This is a genomic window from Chryseobacterium sp. HNCC26DJ239, from assembly GCF_057180445.1.
In genome coordinates, this window is the sequence record NZ_JBXUGJ010000004.1 from 401,746 (window position 1) to 425,535 (window position 23,790).

Below are 23,790 nucleotides of genomic sequence, written 5' to 3' on the forward strand. Positions count from 1 at the left end.
AAGATTGTGGGTGTTCATAATTTGATAACATTCTTGTGGAAAAATAAAAACTCTAAAAATTTGACTTTTACGTACTTTTGTAGCATAAAATACAAAATGATATGAAAAAAGAGCTTATTGAAGAGTTGTTTTTGAAATTCGAGAATGCTTCTTATAATTACCAAAATATTGAGTGTTGGAGCGCTCGAGATTTACAAGAAATTCTTAGTTATGCCAAATGGGACAATTTCTTAAAAGTAATTGATAAAGCAAAAAATGCTTGTGAAAATGCTGGAGGAAATATTGTAGATCATTTTGCCGACGTCGGGAAAATGATAAGTTTAGCAAAAGGAGCTCAGCGGGAAATTCAAGATATCGCTCTTACTAGATATGCATGTTATCTAGTTGCTCAAAATGGTGATGGTTCTAAAAGTGAAATTGCTTTTGCTCAAACTTATTTTGCTGTTCAGACTAGGAAGCAAGAAATAATTGAAAAAAGACTTTTAGATGTAGCAAGAGTTACGGCGAGAGAAAAATTATCAAAAACAGAAAAGAAGCTCTCTGGTATTATTTATGAAAGAGGTGTTGATGAGAAAAGTTTTTCAATAATTAGGTCAAAAGGCGATAAAGCATTATTTGGCGGTTTTTCTACGAATGAAATGAAGAAAAAAATGGGTGTTCCGCAAACAAGACCTTTAGCAGATTTTCTTCCCACATTAACGATTAAAGCTAAAGATTTTGCGACTGAACTTACAAGCCATAATGTTGTTGAGAAAGATTTAAATGGAGATGTTCAAATTACAAAAGAACATATTGAAAACAATCTTGCAGTGAGAAATATGTTGAACGAAAGAGGCATAAAACCGGAAAATCTTCCGGCCTTAGAAGATGTGAAAAAAATACAAAGACAACTGGAAAGCGAAGAAAAGAAAATTTTAAAACAACCAAAGAAAAAATAAAATGTCATTAATAAAATCAATCTCAGGAATCCGTGGAACAATCGGAGGTAAAGTAAACGATAATCTTACACCTCTTGATGTAGTAAAATTTGCTTCGGCATTTGGAACCTGGCTTCAGAACAATAAAAATAAAAAAGACCTTACTTTAATTATAGGAAGAGATGCAAGAATCTCTGGTCAAATGGTTTCTTCTTTGGTTACAGCAACTTTGCAAGGTTTGGGAATCAACGTTGTAGATTTAGGACTTTCTACAACGCCAACAGTAGAAATTATGGTTCCTGAATTGAACGCAGATGGAGGAATTATTTTAACCGCTTCTCACAATCCAAAACAATGGAACGCTTTGAAACTTTTGAATGATAAAGGAGAATTTATTAGCGGAGAAAATGGGGCAGAAGTTTTAGCTTTGGCTGAAAGCGAAGACTTCAATTATGCAGATGTAGACAATTTAGGAAGCTACGAAACGCGCGATGATGCTTTTGATACTCACATTAAGCAGATTTTAAATTTGCCAATGGTAAACGTAGAAGCCATTAAAGCTAAAAAATTCAAAGTCGTTTTAGATGCTGTAAATTCTACGGGAGGGATTGCAATTCCGCAACTTTTGGAAACCTTAGGCGTAGAAGTTGAAAAACTATATTGTGATCCAACTGGTGATTTTCCACACAATCCAGAGCCTTTAAAAGAGCATTTGGGAGATATTTGTGACTTAGTGAAAGAAGTAGGTGCAGACCTTGGAATTGTGGTAGATCCAGACGTAGACAGATTGGCTTTAATTGACGAAAAAGGTGAAATGTTTGGCGAAGAATATACTTTGGTTGCCGTTGCAGATTATCTTTTGAAGAATAAAAATGGAGTTGCGATTTCAAACCTTTCTTCAAGCCGCGCTTTGAGAGATGTTGCTATAGAACACAATTCAGAATACTTTGCAAGTGCCGTTGGAGAAGTAAATGTAGTGACTTTAATGAAAGAAAAGAACGCCGTAATCGGTGGTGAAGGAAATGGAGGAATTATCTATCCAGATCTGCATTACGGAAGAGATTCTTTGGTAGGAATTGCTTTGTTTTTAACGCATTTGGCGAAAGAAAACAAAACAGTTTCGGAACTAAGAGCAGGTTATCCTGCGTATTTTATGGGGAAAAAGAAAATTGAATTAACCCCAGAAATTGATGTAGATGCACTTTTAACTAAAATGGAAAAAGAGTATCAAAATGAAGAGGTCTCTACTGTAGATGGCGTTAAAATAGATTTTGAAAATAATTGGGTTCATCTTAGAAAATCGAACACAGAGCCTATTATCAGGATTTATACAGAAGCAAAATCTCAGGAAGAAGCAGACCAATTAGGAGATGATATGATAGCTAAAATCAATAGTTTAATCTAAAAATTTTAACATCATTTTCATTATTCCAAACAAATTAATTATTAACTTTATAGTATTAAGATTTTCAGAAACGGGCATTTGTACATCTCAACTCTCTGGTCTTAAATCTTAAAACGATTGTATATTGGAAGAATATTTTGAAAATGAACTTGTAAAAAAGTTCGAAGAAATGGTTGAAAATAATGATGAATTCTACTACGATACAGAAGAGTTGGAAGACATCATTGTTTACTATCTTGAGCTGGGAGACTTTAATTATGCAGATATTGCAGTAAATTACGGTCTTAAGCTTCATCCAAATTCTTTGGAAATAAAAATTAAAAGACTTGAAGTTTTACTCGAGTGGGAAGATTATACTACCGCAAAAGAACTTATCGATGAGCTGAAAGGTTCTTCGATGGAAAATACCGATTTCTTGGTATGCTATGCGAAATTTTATTCTAATCTGGGTAATCCTAAAAAGTCTATAGAAATTTGTAAAAAAGCCTTAGAACTGGGTGAGGAAGAGAATTTTCTGAACAACTTTATTGCAGATGAATACATTAATCTAGGAGATCCTTTTAATGCCTTGAAATACTATCAGAATGCTTTGAAAGATGATCCTACAGACGAGTATTCTCTAGAGAATATCATGGTTTGCTTCAGTGAGCTTAGTAAACACGAAGAAGCTATCGCATTCTTAAACTCATATCTCGATGATTTTGCTTATTCAGAAGTTGCTTGGAGCGAGTACGGACAGTATTATTTCAACAGAAAAAATTACGAAGAAGCGATTCGCGGATTCGATTATTTGTTGGCAATCAATTCTAATGCAGTAGGAGTTTATGCGAGTAAAGCGGCGTGTTACGAAGCTTTAGGACAATACACTAAAGCAGTTGAAGTGTACGAAGAAATGCTTGAACTTGAATATACAAAAGCCTTTACGTTTTACCGAATTGGTCTTTGTTTTAAAGCTCAAAAGCAACTTTTTGTAGCGCTTACTTATTTCCAGAAGTCTTTGAGAGAAGATCCGCAATTTTATCTTGCGATGATGGAGCAGTCTTATCTGTATGAAGAAATGGGAGCTATGGCAGAATCTCTGCATTTTGCAAAAGAAGCAACCCATCTTAATGAGAATAATTTAGACTATCAAAAAAGATTGGCTTTCCTTTTTATTGAATCGGGAAGATTTGAAGAAAGTTTAGCTTGTCTGAAAAAATTGGTAGATACAGAACCATCAAGATTTTATAATTGGTATGCTTACAGTGAAGTTTTGATGTTGGTTGGTGAATATGAAGAAGGAGTTAAGGTTTTAGAAAAGGCTTTAAAATCGCACGAAAGAGCAGAATTGTATTACCAACTTAGCAATTGCTGGTTCAACCTTAGAAACCAAGAAAAAGGTGCTGAAACTCTACAAAAAGCTTTAGAATTAGACGCTACTTTAGTTAGCGACATGCAAAAAAAGTATCCGTTTATTAAAGACGAGGTTAAGAAAGCCAAATCTAAAGTAAAAAAGAAGAACTAATACTTTTATAAATAATAATCCCTCCAGAAACGTGGAGGGATTTTTTATGCTTTAATTTACTTTCTAAACATTTCCGTATGCGGAATATTGTCCTCCAAATACTTTTTGCCAGTATCTATGAAGCCAAATTCTGAGTAAAATCTCAAAAGATAATCTTGTGCAGAAATTCTTACCTCAGTGGTTTTAAAGCGGTTTTCAATAATTTCGACTGCGTATTTTATAAGTTGTCTTCCTAGGTTTTTTCCTCGTGCCTGTTCTGTGGTAAGAACTCTCCCGATGGAAGTTTCAGGATATTTTATTCCTTTGTCGAAAATTCTGCAATTGGCTAAAACAACGCCATTTTCTTCCGCCCAAAGATGAATTGCTTTTTGGTCATAATCGTCCAAATCAGGATAAGGACAGTCTTGTTCTACAACAAAAACATCAACTCTAGCTTTTATAATGGCATAAAGTTCAGGAACGGTAAGTTCGTCAAAAGTTTTTACTTTCCAGATTATATTACTCATCAAAACTTACATTATTATTCACTAAAAATTCGTTGGTGGTTTGTATGAAATTTAAAATTTCGTCGCCACCTTCCTTTTTTTCTGCCGAAGTAATGTAAAGTTCAGGTAAATCTGCCCAAGTTTTATGAAGCTCTGTTTTATAATCTTCAACGTTTTTAATAACAGCATTGGGCTTTAGTTTATCTGCTTTCGTGAAAACGATAGAAAAAGGAATTCCGCTTTCGCCACACCATTGTATAAACTCCAAATCAATCTTTTGAGGATTGTGTCTTACGTCTACCAAAACAAAAAGATTCACCAAATTTCTTCTGTTGAGAATGTAATTGGTAATCAGTTTTTCGAAATCTTTTCTAATTACTTTTGAAACTTTCGCATATCCGTATCCCGGTAAATCGGTAAGATACCAGTTTTCATTCACCAAAAAATGATTGATAAGCTGTGTTTTTCCTGGCGTTCCGGAAGTTTTAGCTAAATCTTTATGATTCATCATCGCATTAATCAAAGACGATTTTCCAACGTTTGATCTTCCGATGAAAGCGTATTCAGGCAGGTTTGGATCTGGACATTCTTGCCATTTTCCGCTACTTTTTACAAAGGTGGCTGTTTTAATAACCATAGTGTGTATTTTAGAAAAACAAGCCATTAAGAGAGGTCTTAATGGCTGTTTTGTATTGTTTTTAGACTTTATCTTTTAACCAGTTATAAAGAATTTCATTGAATTCGTCTGGTTTTTCCATCATCGCTGCATGACCACATTTGTCGATCCAAAATAAATCTGAATTTGGGATAAACTTGTTCATATCTTCAGCAACTTCCGGAGGTGTTACATTATCTTGTTTTCCCCAAATAAGGCAAGTTGGCGTTGTGATCTTCGGAAGATCGTTCAGCATATTGTGTTTAATAGCACTTCTTGCAAGCATTACGGTTTTAATACCTTTCATTCTGTCGTTTACCACAGAAAAAACTTCGTCTACTAAATCTTCTGTTGCTACTGCGGGATCATAAAAAACTTCTTCGGTCTTTTTCCTGATGTAAGAACGGTCGTTCTTTCTTGGAAAGCTGTCACCAAAAGTTCTTTCGTATAAACCGGAACTTCCAGTAAGAACTAGGTTTTTTACCAAGTCTGGTCTTGCCAAGGTAAGAATCAAGCCCACATGTCCGCCCATAGAATTCCCCACGATAGTAACGGGTTTCCCAATATGAGCTTCAATGAAGCCAATTATATATTTTGCCAACGTTGTTAAGTTGGTATTCAGTACCGGTAGATCATAGATCGGAAGTTGTGGCACGAAGACTTTGAATCCTCTATCAGAAAAAAAGTCTACCATCTTATCAAAATTGCTAAGCCCACCCATCAGACCGTGTAACAGTACCAATGGATGCCCTTCTCCCGCTTCTATAAAGGTAAATTTCTTCTCTTTTCTTGTTTTAAATATCATAAATATGCTTTAAGAAAGCCCTGCAAAAATACAAATTAAAGCTCACAAATATTTTGCCATCTCTAATTTAAAATAAAAATAATATAATGGAGCATATTTTCTTTCTTTTTTTCTTAAAGTCTTATGTAAAGCGTGTTTCTTGAAATTTGCAACTCTCAAATTATCAATGTTTAAAAGGGTTTGTTTAATAAGTAAGTAAAACTTATTAACATTAAGTCAAAAAGTGGGAAAAAGTGGGAGATTTTGGAAATTATTATATAAATTTGCTCCAAATGAAAAATTTCATTGGGACATATGAGTGTAAAATTGACGACAAAGGACGTCTAAAGGTGCCTTCTTCTCTAATTAAGCAGATGGAGAACTTTGATGATAAAACTTTTGTAGTTAAAAGATCTGTGTTCCAGAAGTGTCTAGAGGTTTATCCTATGGAAGCGTGGGATAAAATGATGGACAAAATTAATAAACTCAACAGATTCAACAAACAGAATGCTGATTTTATTAGGATGTTTACGGCAGGAGTGAAAACTGTAGAGTTGGATAATGCCGGAAGATTACAGGTTTCAAAGGATCTTACGTTGTACTCAAATCTTCACAAGGATATTGTGGTAACAAGTGCAGGAGAACTTTTTGAAATCTGGGATAAAGAAGCCTACGAAAGCGTGATTTCTACCAATGAAGCCGATTTCGCAAATCTCGCAGAGCAAGTAATGGGTTCTTTTAATGATGAGTAAAAACCGTCTTTTTTATTGAAAGAGGTTTAATTGAAACACAAATTTAGACATGTATCATAATCCCGTTTTATTAAAGCAGAGTGTAGATGATTTGGTGACGAATCCAGACGGAGTATACGTAGATTGTACTTTCGGAGGAGGAGGTCATTCGAGAGAGATTTTGAGCAGGCTTTCAGAAAAAGGAAGGTTGTTCAGTTTTGATCAGGATTTGGATGCGCTAAAAAATACAATCGACGACCCTAGATTTACGCTTATTAATCAAAACTTTAGATTTCTGGAGAATTCTTTGCTGATGTATGGGATTTCACAAATTGATGGTGTTTTGGCGGATTTGGGTGTGTCTTCTCATCAGTTTGATGAAGCAGAAAGAGGTTTCTCTACCCGAAGTAATGCGCCTTTGGACATGAGAATGAATGTAATGCAAGGTTTGGATGCCAAAAGAGTAATCAACGATTATGATGAGGAGCAACTTGCAGATATATTCTATTATTATGGTGAATTGCGTGAGGCTAGAAAATTGGCGCGCGACATTGTTCATCACAGAAAAAATAAAACGATTGAAACGACAGAAGATTTGAAGAAATTATTCAGCTATCTTCCGCCTCATAAGGTCAATAAATTTTATGCGCAGTTGTTTCAAGCCATTAGAATTGAAGTAAATCAAGAGTTGGATGTTTTAAAAGAAATGTTGGTTCAGTCTTTCAATGTTTTAAAACCAGGAGGAAGATTGGTGGTAATTTCTTACCATTCCCTTGAAGACCGTTTGGTAAAAAGATTTTTGAAAAACGGAATGTTTGAAGGCGAACCGGAAAGAGACATCTACGGAAATTATAAAAAAGCATTTGAGCTTGTAAAGAGTAAAGCGATAATTCCTGATGATAAGGAAATCGAAGAAAATTCCAGAGCAAGAAGTGCAAAAATGAGAACAGGAATAAAGATATAAGTAATGTGCAATGAGTAATCAGCAGTGATAATTACTCATTACCTATTATTTATTACCCATAAAAGAGACGTGGCAAAAAGAAATACATACAAACCTCAGAAAAGACTCACTTTTATAGATATTGTAAAAGGGAATTTTCTAAATCGTGATGAAGTAACCGTTCATTACAAGTATTTTTTACTGGTCTTTGTATTGATGATGGCGATGATTTATACCAATCATTTGGTGAATCAAAAAATTAAAATTGTAAATGCTTTAAAAGAAGAAACAGAAGAGTATAAATCGAGAAACGCATACGCACAAAGCAAACTCATTAAAGTAAAAATGGAGTCTGAATTGGGAAAAGAAGTGGCGCAAGATTCTCTAATGACGCTTGAAAGTCATCCTCACAAGCTTTTAATAAAACTAGATAGTACAGATGCAAAAGCTAAATGATTACGATAACAAACGTAAGAAAACATTACGTTGGGGCTACCTCTTTGCAGTGGTGGCTTTGTGCGTATTTGTACTGTTTATCGGAAGAATTATTTTGCTGCAGAACACTAATGTTCAAGAGATTAAGGACGATTACATTAATAAAAATTACAGAACTGCCACTTTAAAAGCCGCAAGAGGGAATCTTTTCGCTTCAGACGGTTCTATTTTGGCAACAACGGTAATGCGTTACGACATCTATCTGGATTTTAAAACGATGCGCGATACCATTTATACCAACAATATTGGAGCGCTTACAGATTCTTTGAGCAAAATGTTTGGCAAACCTAGAGCGGAGTATAGAAAAAGGTTTGATGAGCAACGCAGAAAAAAAAATCAATACTATGCTTTGGTAAAAGGATTAGATTTTGACCAGTATGATAGAATCAGAAAATTCCCAATCTTTAAAAGAGGGAAAAACAAAGGAGGCTTCATTGTAGATAGAAATTACAAGCGAGAATTGGCAACTTCAGAAATCGGTTCCGGAACGATAGGAATGGATAATGGAGAGTACACTTCAGGTTTAGAAGGAGCTTTCTCAAAATATTTAAGAGGAAAAGACGGAAAACGTCTTGAGCAGAGAATCAATTCGTCACAATGGAAACCAATTGATTTTTGGAAAGTTGAAGAGCCTGTTGATGGACAAGATGTTTACACAACTTTAGACCTTAGAATTCAGGATATTGCGCACTCAGCTTTGGAAAAGCAGTTAATGAATTTTGAAGCAAAACACGGTACCGTTATCGTGATGGAAGTAGAAACAGGTAAAGTTCGTGCCATGGTAAACCTTAAAAGAGGGGATGATGGAAATTATGTCGATTCTTACAACTATGCCATCAAGGATAATATTGAACCGGGTTCTACTTTCAAGGTAATTTCGCTTTTGGCGGCAATGGATGATGGTTTTATCGATGAAAATACCACGGTAAATGTAGGAAACGGAATTTGGGTTTATGCAAAGCAGCGAATTTCTGACGGTCACGGTGGCGGAACATATGATATTTCTGATGTTTTAGCAAAATCAAGCAACGTTGGAACAGCAAAATTGATTACGCAATACTACGCAGAAAAGCCTCAAATCTTCTTAGACCATTTAAAAAGATGGAAGCTTTTTGATAAAATGGATATTGAATTGCCGGGAATTACAAAACCTAAAATTCTTACTCCAGAACATAAAAGATGGAATGCCGCAACATTAGCATCTATTGGATACGGCTACTCTACGAATATTAATCTTCTGCAGTTGGCAACTTTTTACAACGGTGTTGCCAATAAAGGGAAAATGGTAAAACCATTATTCATAGAGAAAATAATGCATAACGGAAAGTTGACCTTTGAAGCGCAACCTCAGATTTTGGTAAAGAAAATGGCTTCTGATAAAGCTTTACAGATGATGACTGATGCTTTAACAAAAGCGGTAGAAAAAGGAACGGGAAGAAGTATTTTCACTCCAAATTTAAAAATGGCAGGAAAAACAGGTACCGCAAGATTTGAATATTGGTTGCCTGGTCCAATGAAGTATAGAGCGTCATTCGCAGGATTTTATCCGGCAGACAACCCGAAATATACTTGCTATGTGATGATTAGTGAGCCAAATCCTTCAAAAGGGTTTTACGGAGGAACCGTTTCTGCACCGGTGTTTAAAGAAATTGCGGGAAAAACATTCTTAAAAACACCAATGAATGTTGAAAAAGAAATGTTGGTAGATAAAAAGGTAAACCTTAATAAAATGGTTGAACCTAATGTAAAAGTGGCTGTCAACAATAAGCAAATGCCAAGTGTAGTGGGTTTAATTGGAAAAAACGTTATTCCACAACTTGAAAATTTAGGCTATCGTGTAGAATTTAAAGGAGTTGGAAGAATTAGAGAGCAATTTCCTTTGGAAGGAACTACCATTAGTAAAAATCAGAGAATTTATTTGACTCTGCAAAATTAAAATAGAATTGTAATAGCTGCAGATTTACTAAAGGAAATAGGATGTAGGAAGCGGCGAAGCCGCGACATGTTGGTAGAATTTAAAAAAAATATTAGAAAAAGAGGTGCGAAGCACCGAAATATAGATAAATGGAACTTAGCAATTTATTAAATAGAATCCCAGTTCTCGAAACTAAAGGAAAGCTTACACTTAGCGAAGTCGAAGTGTCAGAATTGGTATTTGATAGCAGAAAGGTTACCGAAAACTCATTGTACATTGCGATGAGAGGAACGGTTGTGGATGGGCATTCATTTATCACATCGTCTGTAGAAAAAGGGGCAACAGCAATTGTTTGTGAAGAATTTCCTGAAAATATTGATGAAAAAGTTACTTACGTTAAAGTAAAAGATTCTTCGAAAGCTTTGGGGCATTTGGCGTCTAACTTTTACGGAAATCCATCAGAAAAGTTAAAACTTATCGGGGTTACCGGAACCAACGGAAAAACTTCTGTTTCTACTTTGCTTTTTGATGTTTTCAAAAATTTAGGATACGAATCAGCTTTGCTTTCAACAGTTGAGATTAGAATTGGCGAAAAAGTAATTCCGGCAACGCACACTACTCCAGATGTAATTACCATCAACAAAATTCTTGCACAAGCAGTAGAAGAAGGTTGTGAATTTGCTTTCATGGAAGTAAGTTCGCACGGAATTTCGCAAAACAGAATTGAAGGATTACACTTCAAAATTGCAGGTTTCACCAATCTTACGCACGACCATTTAGATTATCATAAAACGTTTGATGAATATTTAAAAACGAAGAAAAGGTTTTTTGATGAATTAAATTCTGATGCAGTTGCCATCACCAATGTAGATGATAAAAACGGAAATGTAATGCTTCAGAATACAAAAGCTACGAAAAGAACGTACGCTTTGAAGACGATGGCAGATTTCCACGGAAGATTATTGGAGGTTGATTTTAATGGAATGCTGTTAAACTTCAACGGAAAAGAATTTTGGACAACCATTACAGGGAAATTTAATATTTATAATTTGCTTTTGGTTTTTGGAATTGCTTCTGAATTAGGTTTTGAAGCAGACGAAATTCTTCAGGCAATCAGTACATTGAAAAGGGTTTCCGGAAGGTTTGAAACTTTCAAATCAGGTGGCGGAATTTTCTTCATCGTAGATTATGCGCACACGCCGGATGCTTTAGAAAATATTTTGGATAGCATTAATGACATCCGAACTAAAAATGAAAGATTAATCACTGTTTTTGGTTGCGGAGGCGACAGAGACCACGCAAAAAGACCTGAAATGGGAAATATTGCGACGAAAAAATCTACGTTGGCAATTATCACTTCAGACAATCCAAGAACAGAAGACCCGCAAACAATTATCAAGGAAATTGAAGCAGGTGTTGAATCTCAAAACTTCAGCAAATACACTTCAATTCCAGATAGAAAAGAGGCAATAAAGATGGCAATAAAATTTGCCGAGCCTAAAGATATTATTCTCGTTGCCGGAAAAGGGCACGAAAATTATCAAGAAATCAACGGAGTGAAACATCATTTTGACGATAAAGAAATGATTGAAGAGCTTTGGAAATTGATGAGCAAGTAAGAAAGTTAAGTAGAAAACTTTAAACCCTAAACTTTGAACTAAATGCTATACTATCTATACGAATATTTAACCAATCACGGAATTCACATTCCCGGCTTAGGAATGCTGAAGTACATCTCGTTCCGTGCAGGGATGGCAGTTTTGCTTTCTCTTACCATTGCTTTGGTGTATGGTAAAAGAATCATCAATTACCTAAGAGCAAAGCAAATGGGAGAATTGGTGCGCGATTTAGGTCTAGATGGACAAAAACAAAAGGAAGGAACTCCTACAATGGGAGGTCTCATTATTATTATTGCGACTTTAATTCCGGTTTTGTTGTTTACCAGAATTACCAATGTTTACATTGTTTTGCTGATTGTTTCGGTTATTTGGATGGGCGCCATTGGTTTTATTGATGATTATTTAAAAAAGGTAAAAAAGAATAAAGACGGTCTTAGCGGAAAGTTTAAAATCGTTGGGCAAGTTGGTTTAGGCTTAATTGTAGGCGTTACCATGTATTTTCACTCAGATATTACGGTAAAAAGAAAATATGCCGACGCAAAAGTGGTGAATAGAAATAATGTGGAGCAAAACTTTATGCCAACAGAAAAAATCACTGTTTCTACCGTTCCTTTTACTAAAAATAACGAGTTCGATTACAGCGGAATGCTTTTTTGGATGGACGATGCCGAAGCTCACAAATGGGCGTGGATTGTTTTCATTCCAATCGTAATTTTTATTGTAACAGCCGTTTCAAATGGAGCAAATATTACCGATGGAATCGATGGTTTAGCTGCAGGAACAAGTACAATTATTCTTCTCGCATTGGCGTTTTTCGCGTATGTTTCAGGGAATATCATTTTTGCAGATTATCTCAACATCATGTTCCTTCCGAATATGGGAGAAACCACCATTTTTGCCGTCGCAATGGTAGGTGCGGTTATCGGATTTTTCTGGTACAACACGTATCCGGCGCAGGTTTTTATGGGAGATACAGGAAGTTTAATGTTGGGCGGCGTAATTGCGGTTTTAGCAATTATTTTAAGAAAAGAATTATTGATTCCTGTATTATGCGGAATCTTCCTTATCGAAAACATCTCGGTAATGTTGCAGGTAGTCGTTTTCAAATACAGAAAGAGAAAATTTGGGTTAGAATATGCCCAAAATAATAGATTGTTTAAAATGTCACCACTTCATCATCATTATCAAAAAAGCGGTTTCCACGAAAGTAAAATCGTAAACAGAATGATTATTATTGGGGTTATGTTGGCAATTGTGTGTCTCATCACTTTAAAAATGAGATAAAAAGCATAAAGCTGTTGGCAAAAAGCCATTAGCAAAAAGCAAAAAGCAGATTTTATGAAAATAGTTGTTTTAGGAGGAGGCGAAAGCGGATGCGGAGCTGCTTATCTGGCGAAGAAAAAAGGTTTGGAAGTATTTCTTTCAGACAAAGGAGCCATTAAGGATAGCTACAAGCAGTTTTTGAACGATAATGAAATTGAATTTGAAGAAGAGCATCACGACGAAGAAAGAATTTTAGCCGCAGATTGGATTATCAAAAGCCCAGGAATTCCTAAAAAAGCCGAAATCATCCATAAAATTCATGAAAAAGGCATTAGACTTTCTTCTGAAATTGAATTTGCTTCCGAGTTTACCGATGCCAAAATCATCGCCATTACAGGAAGTAACGGGAAAACAACTACCACGTCTTTAATCTACTACATCCTGAAAAATGATGGGTTAAATGTAGGTTTAGGCGGAAACATTGGGTACAGCTTTGCAAAACAGGTTGCCGATGAAAATTTTGATTATTATGTGTTGGAAGTAAGTTCTTTCCAATTGGATGATATTCAGCATTTTAGACCATATATTTCTTTGTTGTTGAATTTGAGCCAAGACCATTTGGACCAGTACAATTACAACTATGAAGAATATGCTTTAGCAAAATTCAGAATTACTGAAAATCAGGAAAATGATAATTTCTTCATCTACAATAAAGATGATGAAATGAGCAAAAACATCCTTGAAAAGCTTGAAATTAAAGCGAAAATGATTCCGTTTTCAACCAAAGAAATTTTAGGAGAAGGTGGTTTTGTTCAGGATGATAAAATTGTTTTAAAACTAAAAGATGAGTTTTCGATGAAAATTGAAGAATTGTCTTTGTTAGGAAACCATAATGTTGCGAATAGTTTGGCGGCGTCTATTGCGGGGAAAATTTTAGAAATCAATAATGAAAGCATCAGAAATTCATTAATGACTTTCCAAGCCGTAGAACACAGGTTAGAATTTGTAACAGAATTAGAAGGTGTAAAATACATTAACGACAGTAAAGCAACCAATGTAAATGCAACGTATTACGCTCTGGAAAGCATGAAAAACCCAACCGTTTGGATTGTAGGAGGCGTAGATAAAGGAAATGACTACACCGAAATTGAAGATTTAGTAAAAAGAAAAGTAAAAGCAGTTGTTTGTATTGGTCTTGATAATCAAAAAATTATAGACTTCTTTAAAGATAAAAAAGAATTTATTTACAGTACTTCAAGCATGGAAGATGCGGTTAAAATTTCTAAATCTTTAGCTAAAAAAGGAGATACCGTATTGCTTTCACCTTGTTGTGCAAGTTTTGACCTTTTCAAAAACTACGAAGACAGAGGAAAACAGTTTAAAGAGCAAGTGTTAAAGCCAATCGCAAATAGCCAAAAGCCAACAGCATAAAATATGAACGAACAGATTACAGAGAAGAAAAATGAATTTCTAAGGGGCGATAAAGTTCTTTGGATGGTTATTATTTTAACCTCCATTTTCTCTATTTTCCCAGTGTATTCTGCGAGTTCAAACTTAGAATATATTGTTAATAATGGTACTACAACCAGCCATGTTATTAAGCACATGGGGTTTGTTGTATTAGGTTTAGGAATTATGAGAGGAATTGGAGCTTTCAAGTATGAACATATTGGAAAACTCAGCAGTATTCTTTTGGGATTGATGATTATTTTGCTCATTGTAACGATGTTTACAGGGCAAACTATCGATGGAGCGAGTGCTTCGCGATGGCTTAAAATTCCGGGAACGCCTATTTCTTTTCAGCCTTCTTCTTTTGCTTTTTTAATGTTGATTATTTATCTGTGTAGATATTTAACCAAGAAAATTACAAGAGAAAGATTGCCAATTGAGAACATAATGTACATTTTCGGGCCTATTTTGCTGGTTTTTGTATTGGTAGCAAAAGACAATGGTTCTACGGCACTGATGATTCTTATGGTTTCAGTGGTGGTTTTAATTATTGGCCAACTTCACTGGAAATATATTGCAGGGTTTATCTCTACATCATTTGTAGCGATTGTTTTGTTTTTATTAGTTGCTTTAAACACAAATTTAATCGGTGGAAACCGTGTCCATACTTGGATGAGCCGTATCGAAACTTTCACCTCAAGCAAAGCAAAAACAGCCGATGTAGATGATGAAAGCGTAAAAGCTAAAAACTACCAAGTAATGCAGGCGAAAGCAGCCATCGTTCATGGTGGTGTTACGGGAATGGGACCTGGAAAAAGTGCGTTGAAGCAAATGCTTCCACAATCTGCATCCGATTTTATTTTCGCCATTATTGTGGAAGAATATGGGATTTTAGGAGCCGGATTTCTCATCACAATGTACATGATTATGATTATTAGAATTGTAATTATAGCCAGTAAAATGCCTGCGTTTTTCGGGTCGTTGCTGGTGTTAAGTATAGGCGTGATGATTTTCGTACAGCTTGCTGTAAATATCGCCGTTGCAGTGAATTTAATTCCCGTTACGGGACAGCCTTTACCGCTCATAAGTTATGGAGGAACCTCGATGTTGGTTACCTACATTCAGCTTGGTTTGGTTTTGAGTGTAAGCTCTAGAATTCAGGTGTATGATGAAGAGGGAATTGGTAAAAAACAAAGCGTAGCGGAAATTAATGATATAGCGTAAAATAAATGATGAATGATAATTTATAAATGATTTTCTTATCGCTTATCAATCATCATTAATCAATAATATAAAAAAAATGAACAATCAATCAGGCAAAAGCCAAAAGCCAAAAGCTATACGCGTTCTCATGAGCGGGGGCGGAACAGGTGGTCACATCTTCCCGGCAATCGCTATTGCAGACGAAATCAAGAAAAGATTTCCGGATGCTGAATTTTTGTTCATCGGAGCCAATGGTAAAATGGAAATGGAAAAAGTTCCACAAGCCGGCTACAACATTGAAGGAATTGATATTGCAGGAATAGACCGAGGAAATATGCTTTCTAATCTTGGCTTGCCTTTTAAGATTTTAAAAAGCCTTTCGAAATCTAAGAAAATCATCAAAAAGTTTGCTCCCGATTTTGCGGTAGGAACTGGTGGTTTTGCTAGTGGACCGGCTTTGTATGAAGCAAGTAAACTTGGAATTCCGATTTTTATTCAAGAACAGAATGCGCATGCAGGAGTTACGAATAAGATTTTATCTAAAAAAGCTAAAGCCGTATTTACCGCTTACCCAAAAGTAGACGGTTTTCCGGCAGAAAAAATAAAGTTTTTGGGGAACCCAATTCGTTCGACAATTGTTTCGGGAATGCAAAATTCATCGGAAGCAAAGGAAAAATTAGGTTTGGCTCAGGATAAACTAACGATTTTATCAGTTGGTGGTTCTTTAGGTTCAAGAACATTAAACAATGGTTGGAAAGACAACCTGGAAAAGCTACAAGAAAAAGGCTATCAATTAATCTGGCAAACCGGAAAATTGGATTATAAAGAGTTGAATAATGAATCTCAAATCTCAAATCTTAAATCTCAAATCCAGTTGAAGGAATTCATCAAAGAGATGGAAACCGCTTATTCTGCAGCTGATGTTATTGTTTCTAGAGCGGGAGCAATTGCGATTTCAGAATTAGCAGTGGCGCAGAAACCGGTGATTTTGGTGCCGTTTCCTTTTGCGGCAGAAGACCATCAAACCAAAAATGCGATGAATTTGGTTGAAAAAAATGCAGCAAGAATGGTAAAAGACTCAGAAATGAATGAAAAATTCTGGTCTACTTTATCAGAAATCTGCGAAAACGAAGAATTAAGAAAAGAAATGTCTCAAAACCTGAAATATTTTGCCAAGCCAAACGCCGCAAAAGAAATCGTGGACGAGATATTTAAAGTGATAATATAATGTCAATGGAGCTTTCTACATATAGAAAATTTATATATAAGGATGATGCTTTAAACTTAATAAAAGTTTTAGAGGAACATCAAATTACTTATGAATTGGCAAATAATTCTTCACAATTAGACTCAAGTTTTGGTGGAGATATCAACACTAAGCAATTTGAATTAAAAATTCAAAAAGAAGATTTTGCTAAAGTTGAGAGTTTGGAAGAAGATTTAATTAAAAATGATGTTGAAAATGTATCGGAAGATTATCACCTTTTTGAATTTTCAGATGAAGAGCTGCTGGAAATAGTTACCAAAAAAGAAGAATGGAACAAATTTGATTATTTGCTTGCTCAAAAAATATTAAAACAAAGAGGAAAAGAAATTAATACTGAACTTTTAAATGTAATTTATAAACAAAGAATACAAGACCTTTCCACTCAAGAAGAAAGCCCAACTTGGCTAATCATGATTGGCTATGCCGCTGCATTATTAGGAGGTTTTTTAGGCGTTTTTATCGGAGGGTATCTTATGTATTATAAAAAAGCTTTGCCAAACGGAGATTCAATATATGGTTTCAGCAAAAGAGATAGAAGCCACGGACAAAATATTTTAATTATCTCTGCAATAGCATTTTTTGTTTGGATTGGGTTTAGGATTTTTAGTGATTAAAATATAAATCTGTAATAGCGTGTTATTCTGTCTGGAATTGAGTCAAATTAAAGAAACTCAACAATGAGATTTCTCGTTCCTCAGAAGCACAAAATGATTTTTAAAATAATAAAATAGAGATAAAATACGAATAAGGGATTCATGAATTTCAAATCTCAAACTTCAAATCTCAAATTAAATAAAATGAACAATTTAAATACATATCAAAATTTTTATTTCGTAGGCATCGGAGGAATCGGGATGAGTGCTTTGGCGCGCTATTTCCACGCTTCTGGTAAAAACGTTTGCGGATACGATAAAACCAACACCAAACTGACTCAAACGTTGCTTAGTGAAGGAATTGATATTGTTTTTGAAGATGTTATTGATGAGAAAATTACTTCTTTAAACAAAGAAAATACGTTGGTAATCTACACACCGGCAATTAAAAAACTGGGGATTTTAGATTATTTTAATGATAATCAGTTTGAAATTTTAAAACGCGCAAAAGTTTTAGGACTAATTACTGAAAACACAGATTGTATTGCTGTTGCAGGAACTCATGGGAAAACAACAACTTCTACTTTGGTTTCGCATTTGTGCAAAGAAGCCAATTTGCCTTTTTCATGTTTCTTAGGTGGGATTTCAGAGAATTTTAAATCTAATTTTCTGTACAACGGAAATCAGTTTTCTGTAGTGGAAGCCGATGAATATGATAGAAGTTTCCTAAATCTGTCACCAGATTGGGCAGTAATTACCTCGATAGATGCAGACCATTTGGATATTTATGGAGATAAAAACACAATCGAAGAAGGTTTTAGAGAGTTTGCAGCATTAGTTCCGAAAAATAAACAGCTTTTTGTAAGAAAAGGCATAGAGATTGGAAGAGAACATCAAACTTACGCAGTAAACGAAAAAGCCGATTATTACTCGGATAATCTGAGAATGGAGCATGATAAAATCTATTTTGATTTTCATACTTCTACAGAAACGATTAAAGATTTTGTTTGGGAAATTCCGGGCATTCATAATGTGGAAAATGCAACGGTTGCTATTGCAATATTACACAACTTGGGAGTTGATTTTGATATTTTAAAAAAGGCGATTGCCAACTTTAAAGGCATTAAAAGAAGATATACAAAACATATTTATCCGACAGGAAAGATTTATATCGACGATTATGCACATCATCCAACGGAAATTAATGCAGTAGTGGGTTCTATTAAAACTTTTTATCCAGACAAAAAGCTTTTGGTGGTTTTCCAGCCGCATTTATTCAGCAGAACCAGAGATTTTGTGGATGGTTTTGCCGAAAGTTTAAGCAAATCTGATGAATTGATTTTGCTGGATATTTACCCAGCAAGAGAGCTTCAGGAGAATTTTGAAGGTGTTACTTCAGATTGGCTTTTAGAAAAAGTAAGATTAGAAAAGAAAGAAATATCGTCATTAAGCGAAACTTTCAATAAAATAAAAGAAAAAGAATTTGATATCCTTCTCACAGTAGGCGCAGGAAACATAGACACGCTGTACGACCCTATTTGTGAGTGGTTGAATAAATAAAAGATAACTCGGAACTCTAAGCACGAAACCCGAAATTCATTTATGAAAAACAAATACAGAATTTTAAAAATTGCCATTACAGTAATCATCTTAGGATTTCTGCTGAGCTTTTCTTTGAAGAAATTTAGCGGACAGAAGATTACCGACAATAAAATTTCTGTAAAGCTTAATGAGAAGACGCCGGTTTATTTTATTGATGAGAAAGATATTCTGGAGATGGTAAATAAAGCCAATCCTTCTCGAAAAGTGGGAGAGCTTAATATTCCGGAATTGGAAAAGAAAATTAATGCTCTTCCTGCAGTAGATAGCGCAAATGTATATTTAAATTTAAATGGAAATTTAAACTTAGATATCAAGCAAAGAGTTCCTGTTTTTAGATTAAATAATAACGGAAAAGACTTCTATGTTGATGAAAAAGGAGTTGAATTTCCAATCTCGAAAACATATTCTCATCCATGTATGTTGGTTACAGGAGAGGTAAAAAAGGATGAATACGAGAAATTAGCTGAACTGGTTGAGAAAATCGACAAAGATGATTTCAGTAAAAAGTATTTCATCGGAATTTCAAAAGCGAGAGATGGCGATTATAGTCTTTTAACCAGTGAAGGAAATTACAGAGTAGAGATAGGTGATCTTGAAAACATAGATTTTAAAGTAAAAGGTTTTAAAACTTTTGTTGAAAAATATTTGGTGTATCAGGATCCAGTGAAATACAATATGGTTTCAGTAAAGTATGACAATCAAATTGTAACGACACTAAATCCGAATTTCAAAGAAAACGACAGCATTTTGAGAGTTGCAAAATTGGAAGCCGCAAAAGCTCCTTCTGCAGCAAGTTCGCCTCAAACAGCTTCTAAACCTAAAAAATCGGAAGAAAAGAGAGAAAGACCGGTAGAGAAAAAAACACAAACTGCGAAACCGGTACAAAAAGCAAAGGTGAAAATAGAATAAACGATAAGGTAACACTTATCAACTTAAAATAGGAAAAAAAATCAAATCGATACAAACAATGGAAAATCAAGAGTATTCAGTAGGTCTGGACATTGGTACGACCAAGATCGTTGCCATTGTCGGAAGGAGGAATGCGCACGGGAAAATAGAAATCCTCGGTGTAGGAAAAGCTAAAAGTCTCGGTGTTCACAAAGGTATTGTGAATAATATTTCACAAACCATTAATTCAATTAAAGCAGCTGTGTCTGAAGCACAGTCTAGCGCAGGAGTTCCCATTCGTAAAGTTACTGTAGGAATTGCAGGAAAGCACATTCGTTCTCTGCAACATTCCGATTATATTATGCGTGAACATCCGGATAGATTTATTACCGACGACGATATTGAAGCATTAAAAGATCAGGTTAAAAAGCTGGTTATGCTTCCGGGAGAAGAAATTATCCATGTTCTTCCACAAGAATATAAAGTAGACTCTGAAGGAGAAATTCAGGAGCCAATTGGGATGCACGGAAGCCGTTTGGAAGCAAAATTCCATGTGGTTGTTGGGCAAATGGGAAGCATTAGAAATATCGCAAGATGTGTGCGCGAAGCCGGTCTTGAGATGGAAGCGCTCACCCTTGAACCCCTCGCATCTTCAGAAGCTGTTCTTACTAAGGAAGAAAAAGAAGCCGGTGTTGCCATTGTAGATATTGGTGGTGGTACCACAGATATTGCCATTTTTAAAGACAGTATTATCCGCCATACTTGTGTAATTCCTTACGGAGGTGGTATTATTACCGAAGATATTAAAGAAGGATGCTCAATTATTGAAAAACATGCGGAGCAATTGAAGGTGAAATTCGGCTCTGCCGTTCCAGAATTGGAAAAAGACAGCACTTATGTTACCATTCCTGGGCTTCATGGAAGACCAGATAAAGAGATTTCGCTAAAAACTTTAGCACAGATTATCAATGCAAGAGTTGAAGAAATTTTAGACCTTGTAAATACTGAATTGAAAGCTTACGGAGCATTCGAACAAAAGAAAAAACTAATTGCCGGTATTGTACTTACAGGAGGTGGGTCCAATTTGAAACACTTACGTCAATTGGCAAACTATACCACTGGTTTTGATAGCAGAATTGGTTTTGCCAATGAATACATTGCGAACGATAAAAATCAGTATCTTAAAGGGCCTGAATTTGCAACTTCTATTGGTTTGCTGATGGAAAGTTTAAAAATTAGAGACAAAAAAATTAATATTACTGAGGAAGAGGATGTTGTAGTAGAGCAAATGAAACCAAAAGCTGTAAATGACACTGTTTCTGAAGCAGATAATGTTCCACAAGAAGTAGAGACAGAGCAGAAAAAAACAGCAATTACCGAAGAAACACAAGTTCCATCAGAGCAAAAGCCGTCTAAACCAACCTTTGGACAGTCGCTAATGGAAAAAGTAAAAAAATTCTTTGAAGAAGTAGAATAAAACATAAATGAATGTTGATAAACGATGAAGAATTTCATTCATTATCGATAGTCAATTATCAATTTAAAAAAAATAAAAGCATGGAAAATATCGAAACACAAGGATTTTCATTTGATTTGCCAAAAGGAAATTCATCAATTATAAAAGTTATTGGTGTTGGTGGCGGTGGGAACAACGCACTAAAGCACATGTACGAAAAAGGAATTCACGGGGTAGATTTCGTGATTTGTAATACAGACGCTCAAACCTTAGATAATAACCCGGTTGCCAATAAAGTGCAGCTTGGAACAACCATTACTGAAGGTCTTGGTGCAGGAGCCGATCCTGAAGTAGGTGAAAAATCTGCAATCGAAAGCATAGAAGAGATTAAAGCTGCTATGGGGCAAAATACCAAAATGGTATTCATTACTGCCGGAATGGGCGGTGGTACAGGAACCGGTGCGGCTCCTGTAATTGCTAAAGTTGCAAAAGATATGGGAATTCTTACCGTAGGTATTGTAACTGTTCCTTTCAGCTTTGAAGGGAAAAGAAGATTAGAACAAGCAGAAAACGGTCTTGAAAAACTTAGAAATAATGTAGACTCTTTAATCGTTATCAACAACGATAAACTAAGACAGCAATTTGGAAATCTTGGTTTCAAGCAAGGGTTTTCTAAAGCCGATGAAGTATTAACCAACGCTGCAAAAGGAATGGCGGAAGTTATTACAGGTTATTTTGATGTAAACATTGACTTTAGAGATGCTAAATCTGTTCTTCAAAATTCGGGTACAGCATTAATGTCTACAGGAATTGCTTCAGGCGAAAATAAAGCGGAAGAAGCGGTGAAAAAGGCGCTAGATTCTCCATTGTTGAACGACAACAAGATTACAGGTGCTAAAAACGTCCTTCTATTGATCAGAAGTGGTGCAGAAGAAGTAACGATGGACGAGATTGGTGTAATCATGGATCATATCCAAAAAGAAGCAGGAAATACCGCAGACATTATCTTCGGGGTGGGTGCAGATGAAGAATTAGGAGATTCTGTAAGCGTACTTGTTATTGCAACAGGTTTTTCTAATGACAATAAAAAATTTTCGGGTCCCACTGAAAAAATAAAAATCAGCTTAAACGACGGGGCAGAAATATCAAGAGAATCACCTTTCAAGACTAAAGAAGAGAGAAATGTAGTTTCCGAAGAAAACCTTCACGATTTTGGAGGGAAAAACCTTTTCAGATTGGATGATGAAGAAAGCGATGTGCCACAATTTGGTTTTTCGTCTTCTGAAAAAAAAATGACTATTGAGAAAGAAGCTCCAAGAGCAGAAGTGAATTTCTTTGATAAAGAGGAAGATACGCAAGATCACGCTGCACAAAGCTGGAAAAACGAAGAAAACGACGATACAGAATCATTTAATCTTTTCTCTATTGATGAAGAAGAAGATCAACACGATTTGGAAGTAGAGTCTTTTAAATTTGATTTTACAGAAAGAAAAGAAGAGCCAATTAGTAATACATTTCGTGGGGCTTCTGAAGAAGAACCCGTAGAATTTACATTTTTTGTAAATGATAAAACATCGGAAAGCAGAATCGAAATAGAGCAGCCAAGAAACGAGTTTAGATCTGAATTAGACGTTCAGGTTCAAATAAAGGAAGAAACAGTTACAGAAACTTTTTATGCAACAAAAGAAGAGCCTGTACAAACGTATCAGCCAAAAACTGAAATCGAAACTCCAAAAACAAATGAATCTGAATTTACTTTCGTAAACAAAGTGGTAGATCAGGAGAAAATTTTTGAAAGAAGAAACAAACTAAAAGAGTTTAATTCTCGTTATCAAAACTTCGATAAGCACGATGATTTCGAAAGTGTACCTGCGTTCAAGAGAAAAAATATTTCGATTGAAGGCAGCAACGCTTCAGACCAAAATATTCACAACTATATGTCTGAAAACAATGATGGCTCTATACAAATTAGAGAAAACAGGTTTTTGAATAAAGATGTAGATTAAAATAATATAACAATGTAGAAATGTACCAATGTAACAATTTTAAAGTGTCAAGCAGAGCTAGTCGAAGCATCTCATGGGTAAACTGTTACATTGATACATTGTTAAATTAATAAAATATGAGCTTAGAACTTACCATAAACGAAGCTATAAAAACAGCGATGAGAGCCAAAGATAAAGTCGCTTTGGATTCTTTAAGAGCTGTAAAATCGCAAATACAATTGCTGAAAACGGAAACTTTAGGAGCTGAAGTTTCTCCAGAGCAGGAAATCGCTATTCTCCAAAGAATGGTAAAACAGCGTAAAGATTCTTTTGATCAATTTACCGCTCAAGGTAGAAATGATCTTGCTGAAGTTGAAGACGCACAGATGAAAATTATTGAGCAATTTTTACCAAAACAACTATCTGCAGAAGAATTGGAAACAGAAATGAAAAATATTATTGCCGAAGTAGGTGCAGAATCTTTAAAAGATTTGGGTAAAGTAATGGGAACAGCATCTAAAAATTTAGCCGGAAAATCTGACGGAAAAAGTATTTCTGAGATGGCTAAAAAACTACTTTCGTAGGGGTTTCGAGTGACGAGTTTCGGGCTTCGAGGTTTAATCTCGAACTG

The 23,790-nt window shown here is 35.2% G+C and carries 21 protein-coding genes; 18 read left to right on the forward strand and 3 right to left on the reverse strand.

Annotated features, from left to right (window positions below):
• The first annotated feature begins 101 nt into the window (after positions 1–101).
• From dinD to AC2A1D_RS11040, 3 genes are all read left to right on the forward strand, one after another.
• On the forward strand, positions 102–938 hold the full coding sequence (dinD, locus tag AC2A1D_RS11030) for a DNA damage-inducible protein D (RefSeq protein WP_484043691.1): 837 nt from the start codon (positions 102–104) through the stop codon (positions 936–938).
• A 1-nt stretch (position 939) separates the two neighbouring features.
• Complete coding sequence (gene glmM / locus AC2A1D_RS11035; RefSeq protein ID WP_484043692.1) at positions 940–2,322, forward strand: phosphoglucosamine mutase; 1,383 nt, start codon at positions 940–942, stop codon at positions 2,320–2,322.
• 124 nt (positions 2,323–2,446) lie between these two features.
• Positions 2,447–3,826: a tetratricopeptide repeat protein gene (locus tag AC2A1D_RS11040; protein WP_484043693.1), complete on the forward strand. Its 1,380-nt coding sequence runs from the start codon at positions 2,447–2,449 to the stop codon at positions 3,824–3,826.
• A 56-nt stretch (positions 3,827–3,882) separates the two neighbouring features.
• Here AC2A1D_RS11040 and AC2A1D_RS11045 read toward each other — a convergent pair whose 3' ends face one another.
• The 3 genes from AC2A1D_RS11045 to AC2A1D_RS11055 form a co-directional block, all read right to left on the reverse strand.
• A complete protein-coding gene (locus tag AC2A1D_RS11045; protein ID WP_484043694.1) occupies positions 3,883–4,332 on the reverse strand; it encodes a GNAT family N-acetyltransferase in 450 nt (149 codons plus the stop codon).
• Positions 4,325–4,948 (reverse strand): ribosome biogenesis GTP-binding protein YihA/YsxC, encoded by a 624-nt coding sequence (gene yihA, locus AC2A1D_RS11050; RefSeq protein WP_484043695.1) that lies wholly within the window; start codon positions 4,946–4,948, stop codon positions 4,325–4,327. The genes AC2A1D_RS11045 and yihA overlap by 8 nt, the downstream gene beginning before the upstream one ends.
• Before the next feature lie 61 nt (positions 4,949–5,009).
• Entirely contained in the window at positions 5,010–5,771 is a 762-nt protein-coding gene (locus AC2A1D_RS11055) for an alpha/beta fold hydrolase (RefSeq protein ID WP_484043696.1), read from the reverse strand.
• Between the two features lie 272 nt (positions 5,772–6,043).
• Here AC2A1D_RS11055 and mraZ point away from each other — a divergent pair, with 272 nt between their 5' ends.
• From mraZ to AC2A1D_RS11130, 15 genes are all read left to right on the forward strand, one after another.
• Positions 6,044–6,502, forward strand: coding sequence for a division/cell wall cluster transcriptional repressor MraZ (gene mraZ, locus AC2A1D_RS11060; RefSeq protein ID WP_484043697.1), 459 nt, complete (start codon positions 6,044–6,046; stop codon positions 6,500–6,502).
• A gap of 49 nt (positions 6,503–6,551) precedes the next feature.
• Positions 6,552–7,445, forward strand: coding sequence for a 16S rRNA (cytosine(1402)-N(4))-methyltransferase RsmH (rsmH, locus tag AC2A1D_RS11065; protein ID WP_484043698.1), 894 nt, complete (start codon positions 6,552–6,554; stop codon positions 7,443–7,445).
• 69 nt (positions 7,446–7,514) lie between these two features.
• Positions 7,515–7,880 carry an FtsL-like putative cell division protein gene (locus AC2A1D_RS11070; RefSeq protein ID WP_484043699.1) on the forward strand — a complete coding sequence of 122 codons (366 nt, stop codon included), beginning with the start codon at positions 7,515–7,517 and terminating at the stop codon, positions 7,878–7,880.
• Complete coding sequence (locus tag AC2A1D_RS11075) at positions 7,864–9,855, forward strand: penicillin-binding transpeptidase domain-containing protein (RefSeq protein ID WP_484043700.1); 1,992 nt, start codon at positions 7,864–7,866, stop codon at positions 9,853–9,855. The genes AC2A1D_RS11070 and AC2A1D_RS11075 overlap by 17 nt, the downstream gene beginning before the upstream one ends.
• A gap of 128 nt (positions 9,856–9,983) precedes the next feature.
• The gene (locus tag AC2A1D_RS11080; protein WP_484043701.1) at positions 9,984–11,453 is read left to right on the forward strand and encodes a UDP-N-acetylmuramoyl-L-alanyl-D-glutamate--2,6-diaminopimelate ligase; all 1,470 of its coding nucleotides are present in this window, start codon (positions 9,984–9,986) and stop codon (positions 11,451–11,453) included.
• Between the two features lie 42 nt (positions 11,454–11,495).
• A complete protein-coding gene (gene mraY / locus AC2A1D_RS11085; RefSeq protein WP_484043702.1) occupies positions 11,496–12,737 on the forward strand; it encodes a phospho-N-acetylmuramoyl-pentapeptide-transferase in 1,242 nt (413 codons plus the stop codon).
• A gap of 54 nt (positions 12,738–12,791) precedes the next feature.
• Positions 12,792–14,147 (forward strand): UDP-N-acetylmuramoyl-L-alanine--D-glutamate ligase, encoded by a 1,356-nt coding sequence (gene murD, locus AC2A1D_RS11090; RefSeq protein WP_484043703.1) that lies wholly within the window; start codon positions 12,792–12,794, stop codon positions 14,145–14,147.
• A 3-nt stretch (positions 14,148–14,150) separates the two neighbouring features.
• A complete protein-coding gene (locus AC2A1D_RS11095) occupies positions 14,151–15,389 on the forward strand; it encodes an FtsW/RodA/SpoVE family cell cycle protein (protein WP_484043704.1) in 1,239 nt (412 codons plus the stop codon).
• 76 nt (positions 15,390–15,465) lie between these two features.
• The gene (gene murG / locus AC2A1D_RS11100) at positions 15,466–16,596 is read left to right on the forward strand and encodes an undecaprenyldiphospho-muramoylpentapeptide beta-N-acetylglucosaminyltransferase (protein WP_484043705.1); all 1,131 of its coding nucleotides are present in this window, start codon (positions 15,466–15,468) and stop codon (positions 16,594–16,596) included.
• Between the two features lie 5 nt (positions 16,597–16,601).
• Positions 16,602–17,249, forward strand: a complete 648-nt coding sequence (locus AC2A1D_RS11105) for a hypothetical protein (RefSeq protein WP_484043706.1) — start codon at positions 16,602–16,604, stop codon at positions 17,247–17,249.
• A gap of 183 nt (positions 17,250–17,432) precedes the next feature.
• Entirely contained in the window at positions 17,433–18,788 is a 1,356-nt protein-coding gene (gene murC, locus AC2A1D_RS11110; protein WP_484043707.1) for a UDP-N-acetylmuramate--L-alanine ligase, read from the forward strand.
• A gap of 42 nt (positions 18,789–18,830) precedes the next feature.
• Positions 18,831–19,739, forward strand: coding sequence for a cell division protein FtsQ/DivIB (locus tag AC2A1D_RS11115; RefSeq protein ID WP_484043708.1), 909 nt, complete (start codon positions 18,831–18,833; stop codon positions 19,737–19,739).
• 58 nt (positions 19,740–19,797) lie between these two features.
• Positions 19,798–21,195: a cell division protein FtsA gene (gene ftsA / locus AC2A1D_RS11120; protein ID WP_484043709.1), complete on the forward strand. Its 1,398-nt coding sequence runs from the start codon at positions 19,798–19,800 to the stop codon at positions 21,193–21,195.
• Between the two features lie 80 nt (positions 21,196–21,275).
• Positions 21,276–23,180, forward strand: coding sequence for a cell division protein FtsZ (gene ftsZ, locus AC2A1D_RS11125; protein ID WP_484043710.1), 1,905 nt, complete (start codon positions 21,276–21,278; stop codon positions 23,178–23,180).
• Between the two features lie 116 nt (positions 23,181–23,296).
• Positions 23,297–23,743, forward strand: coding sequence for a GatB/YqeY domain-containing protein (locus AC2A1D_RS11130; RefSeq protein ID WP_484043711.1), 447 nt, complete (start codon positions 23,297–23,299; stop codon positions 23,741–23,743).
• Positions 23,744–23,790 lie beyond the last annotated feature (47 nt).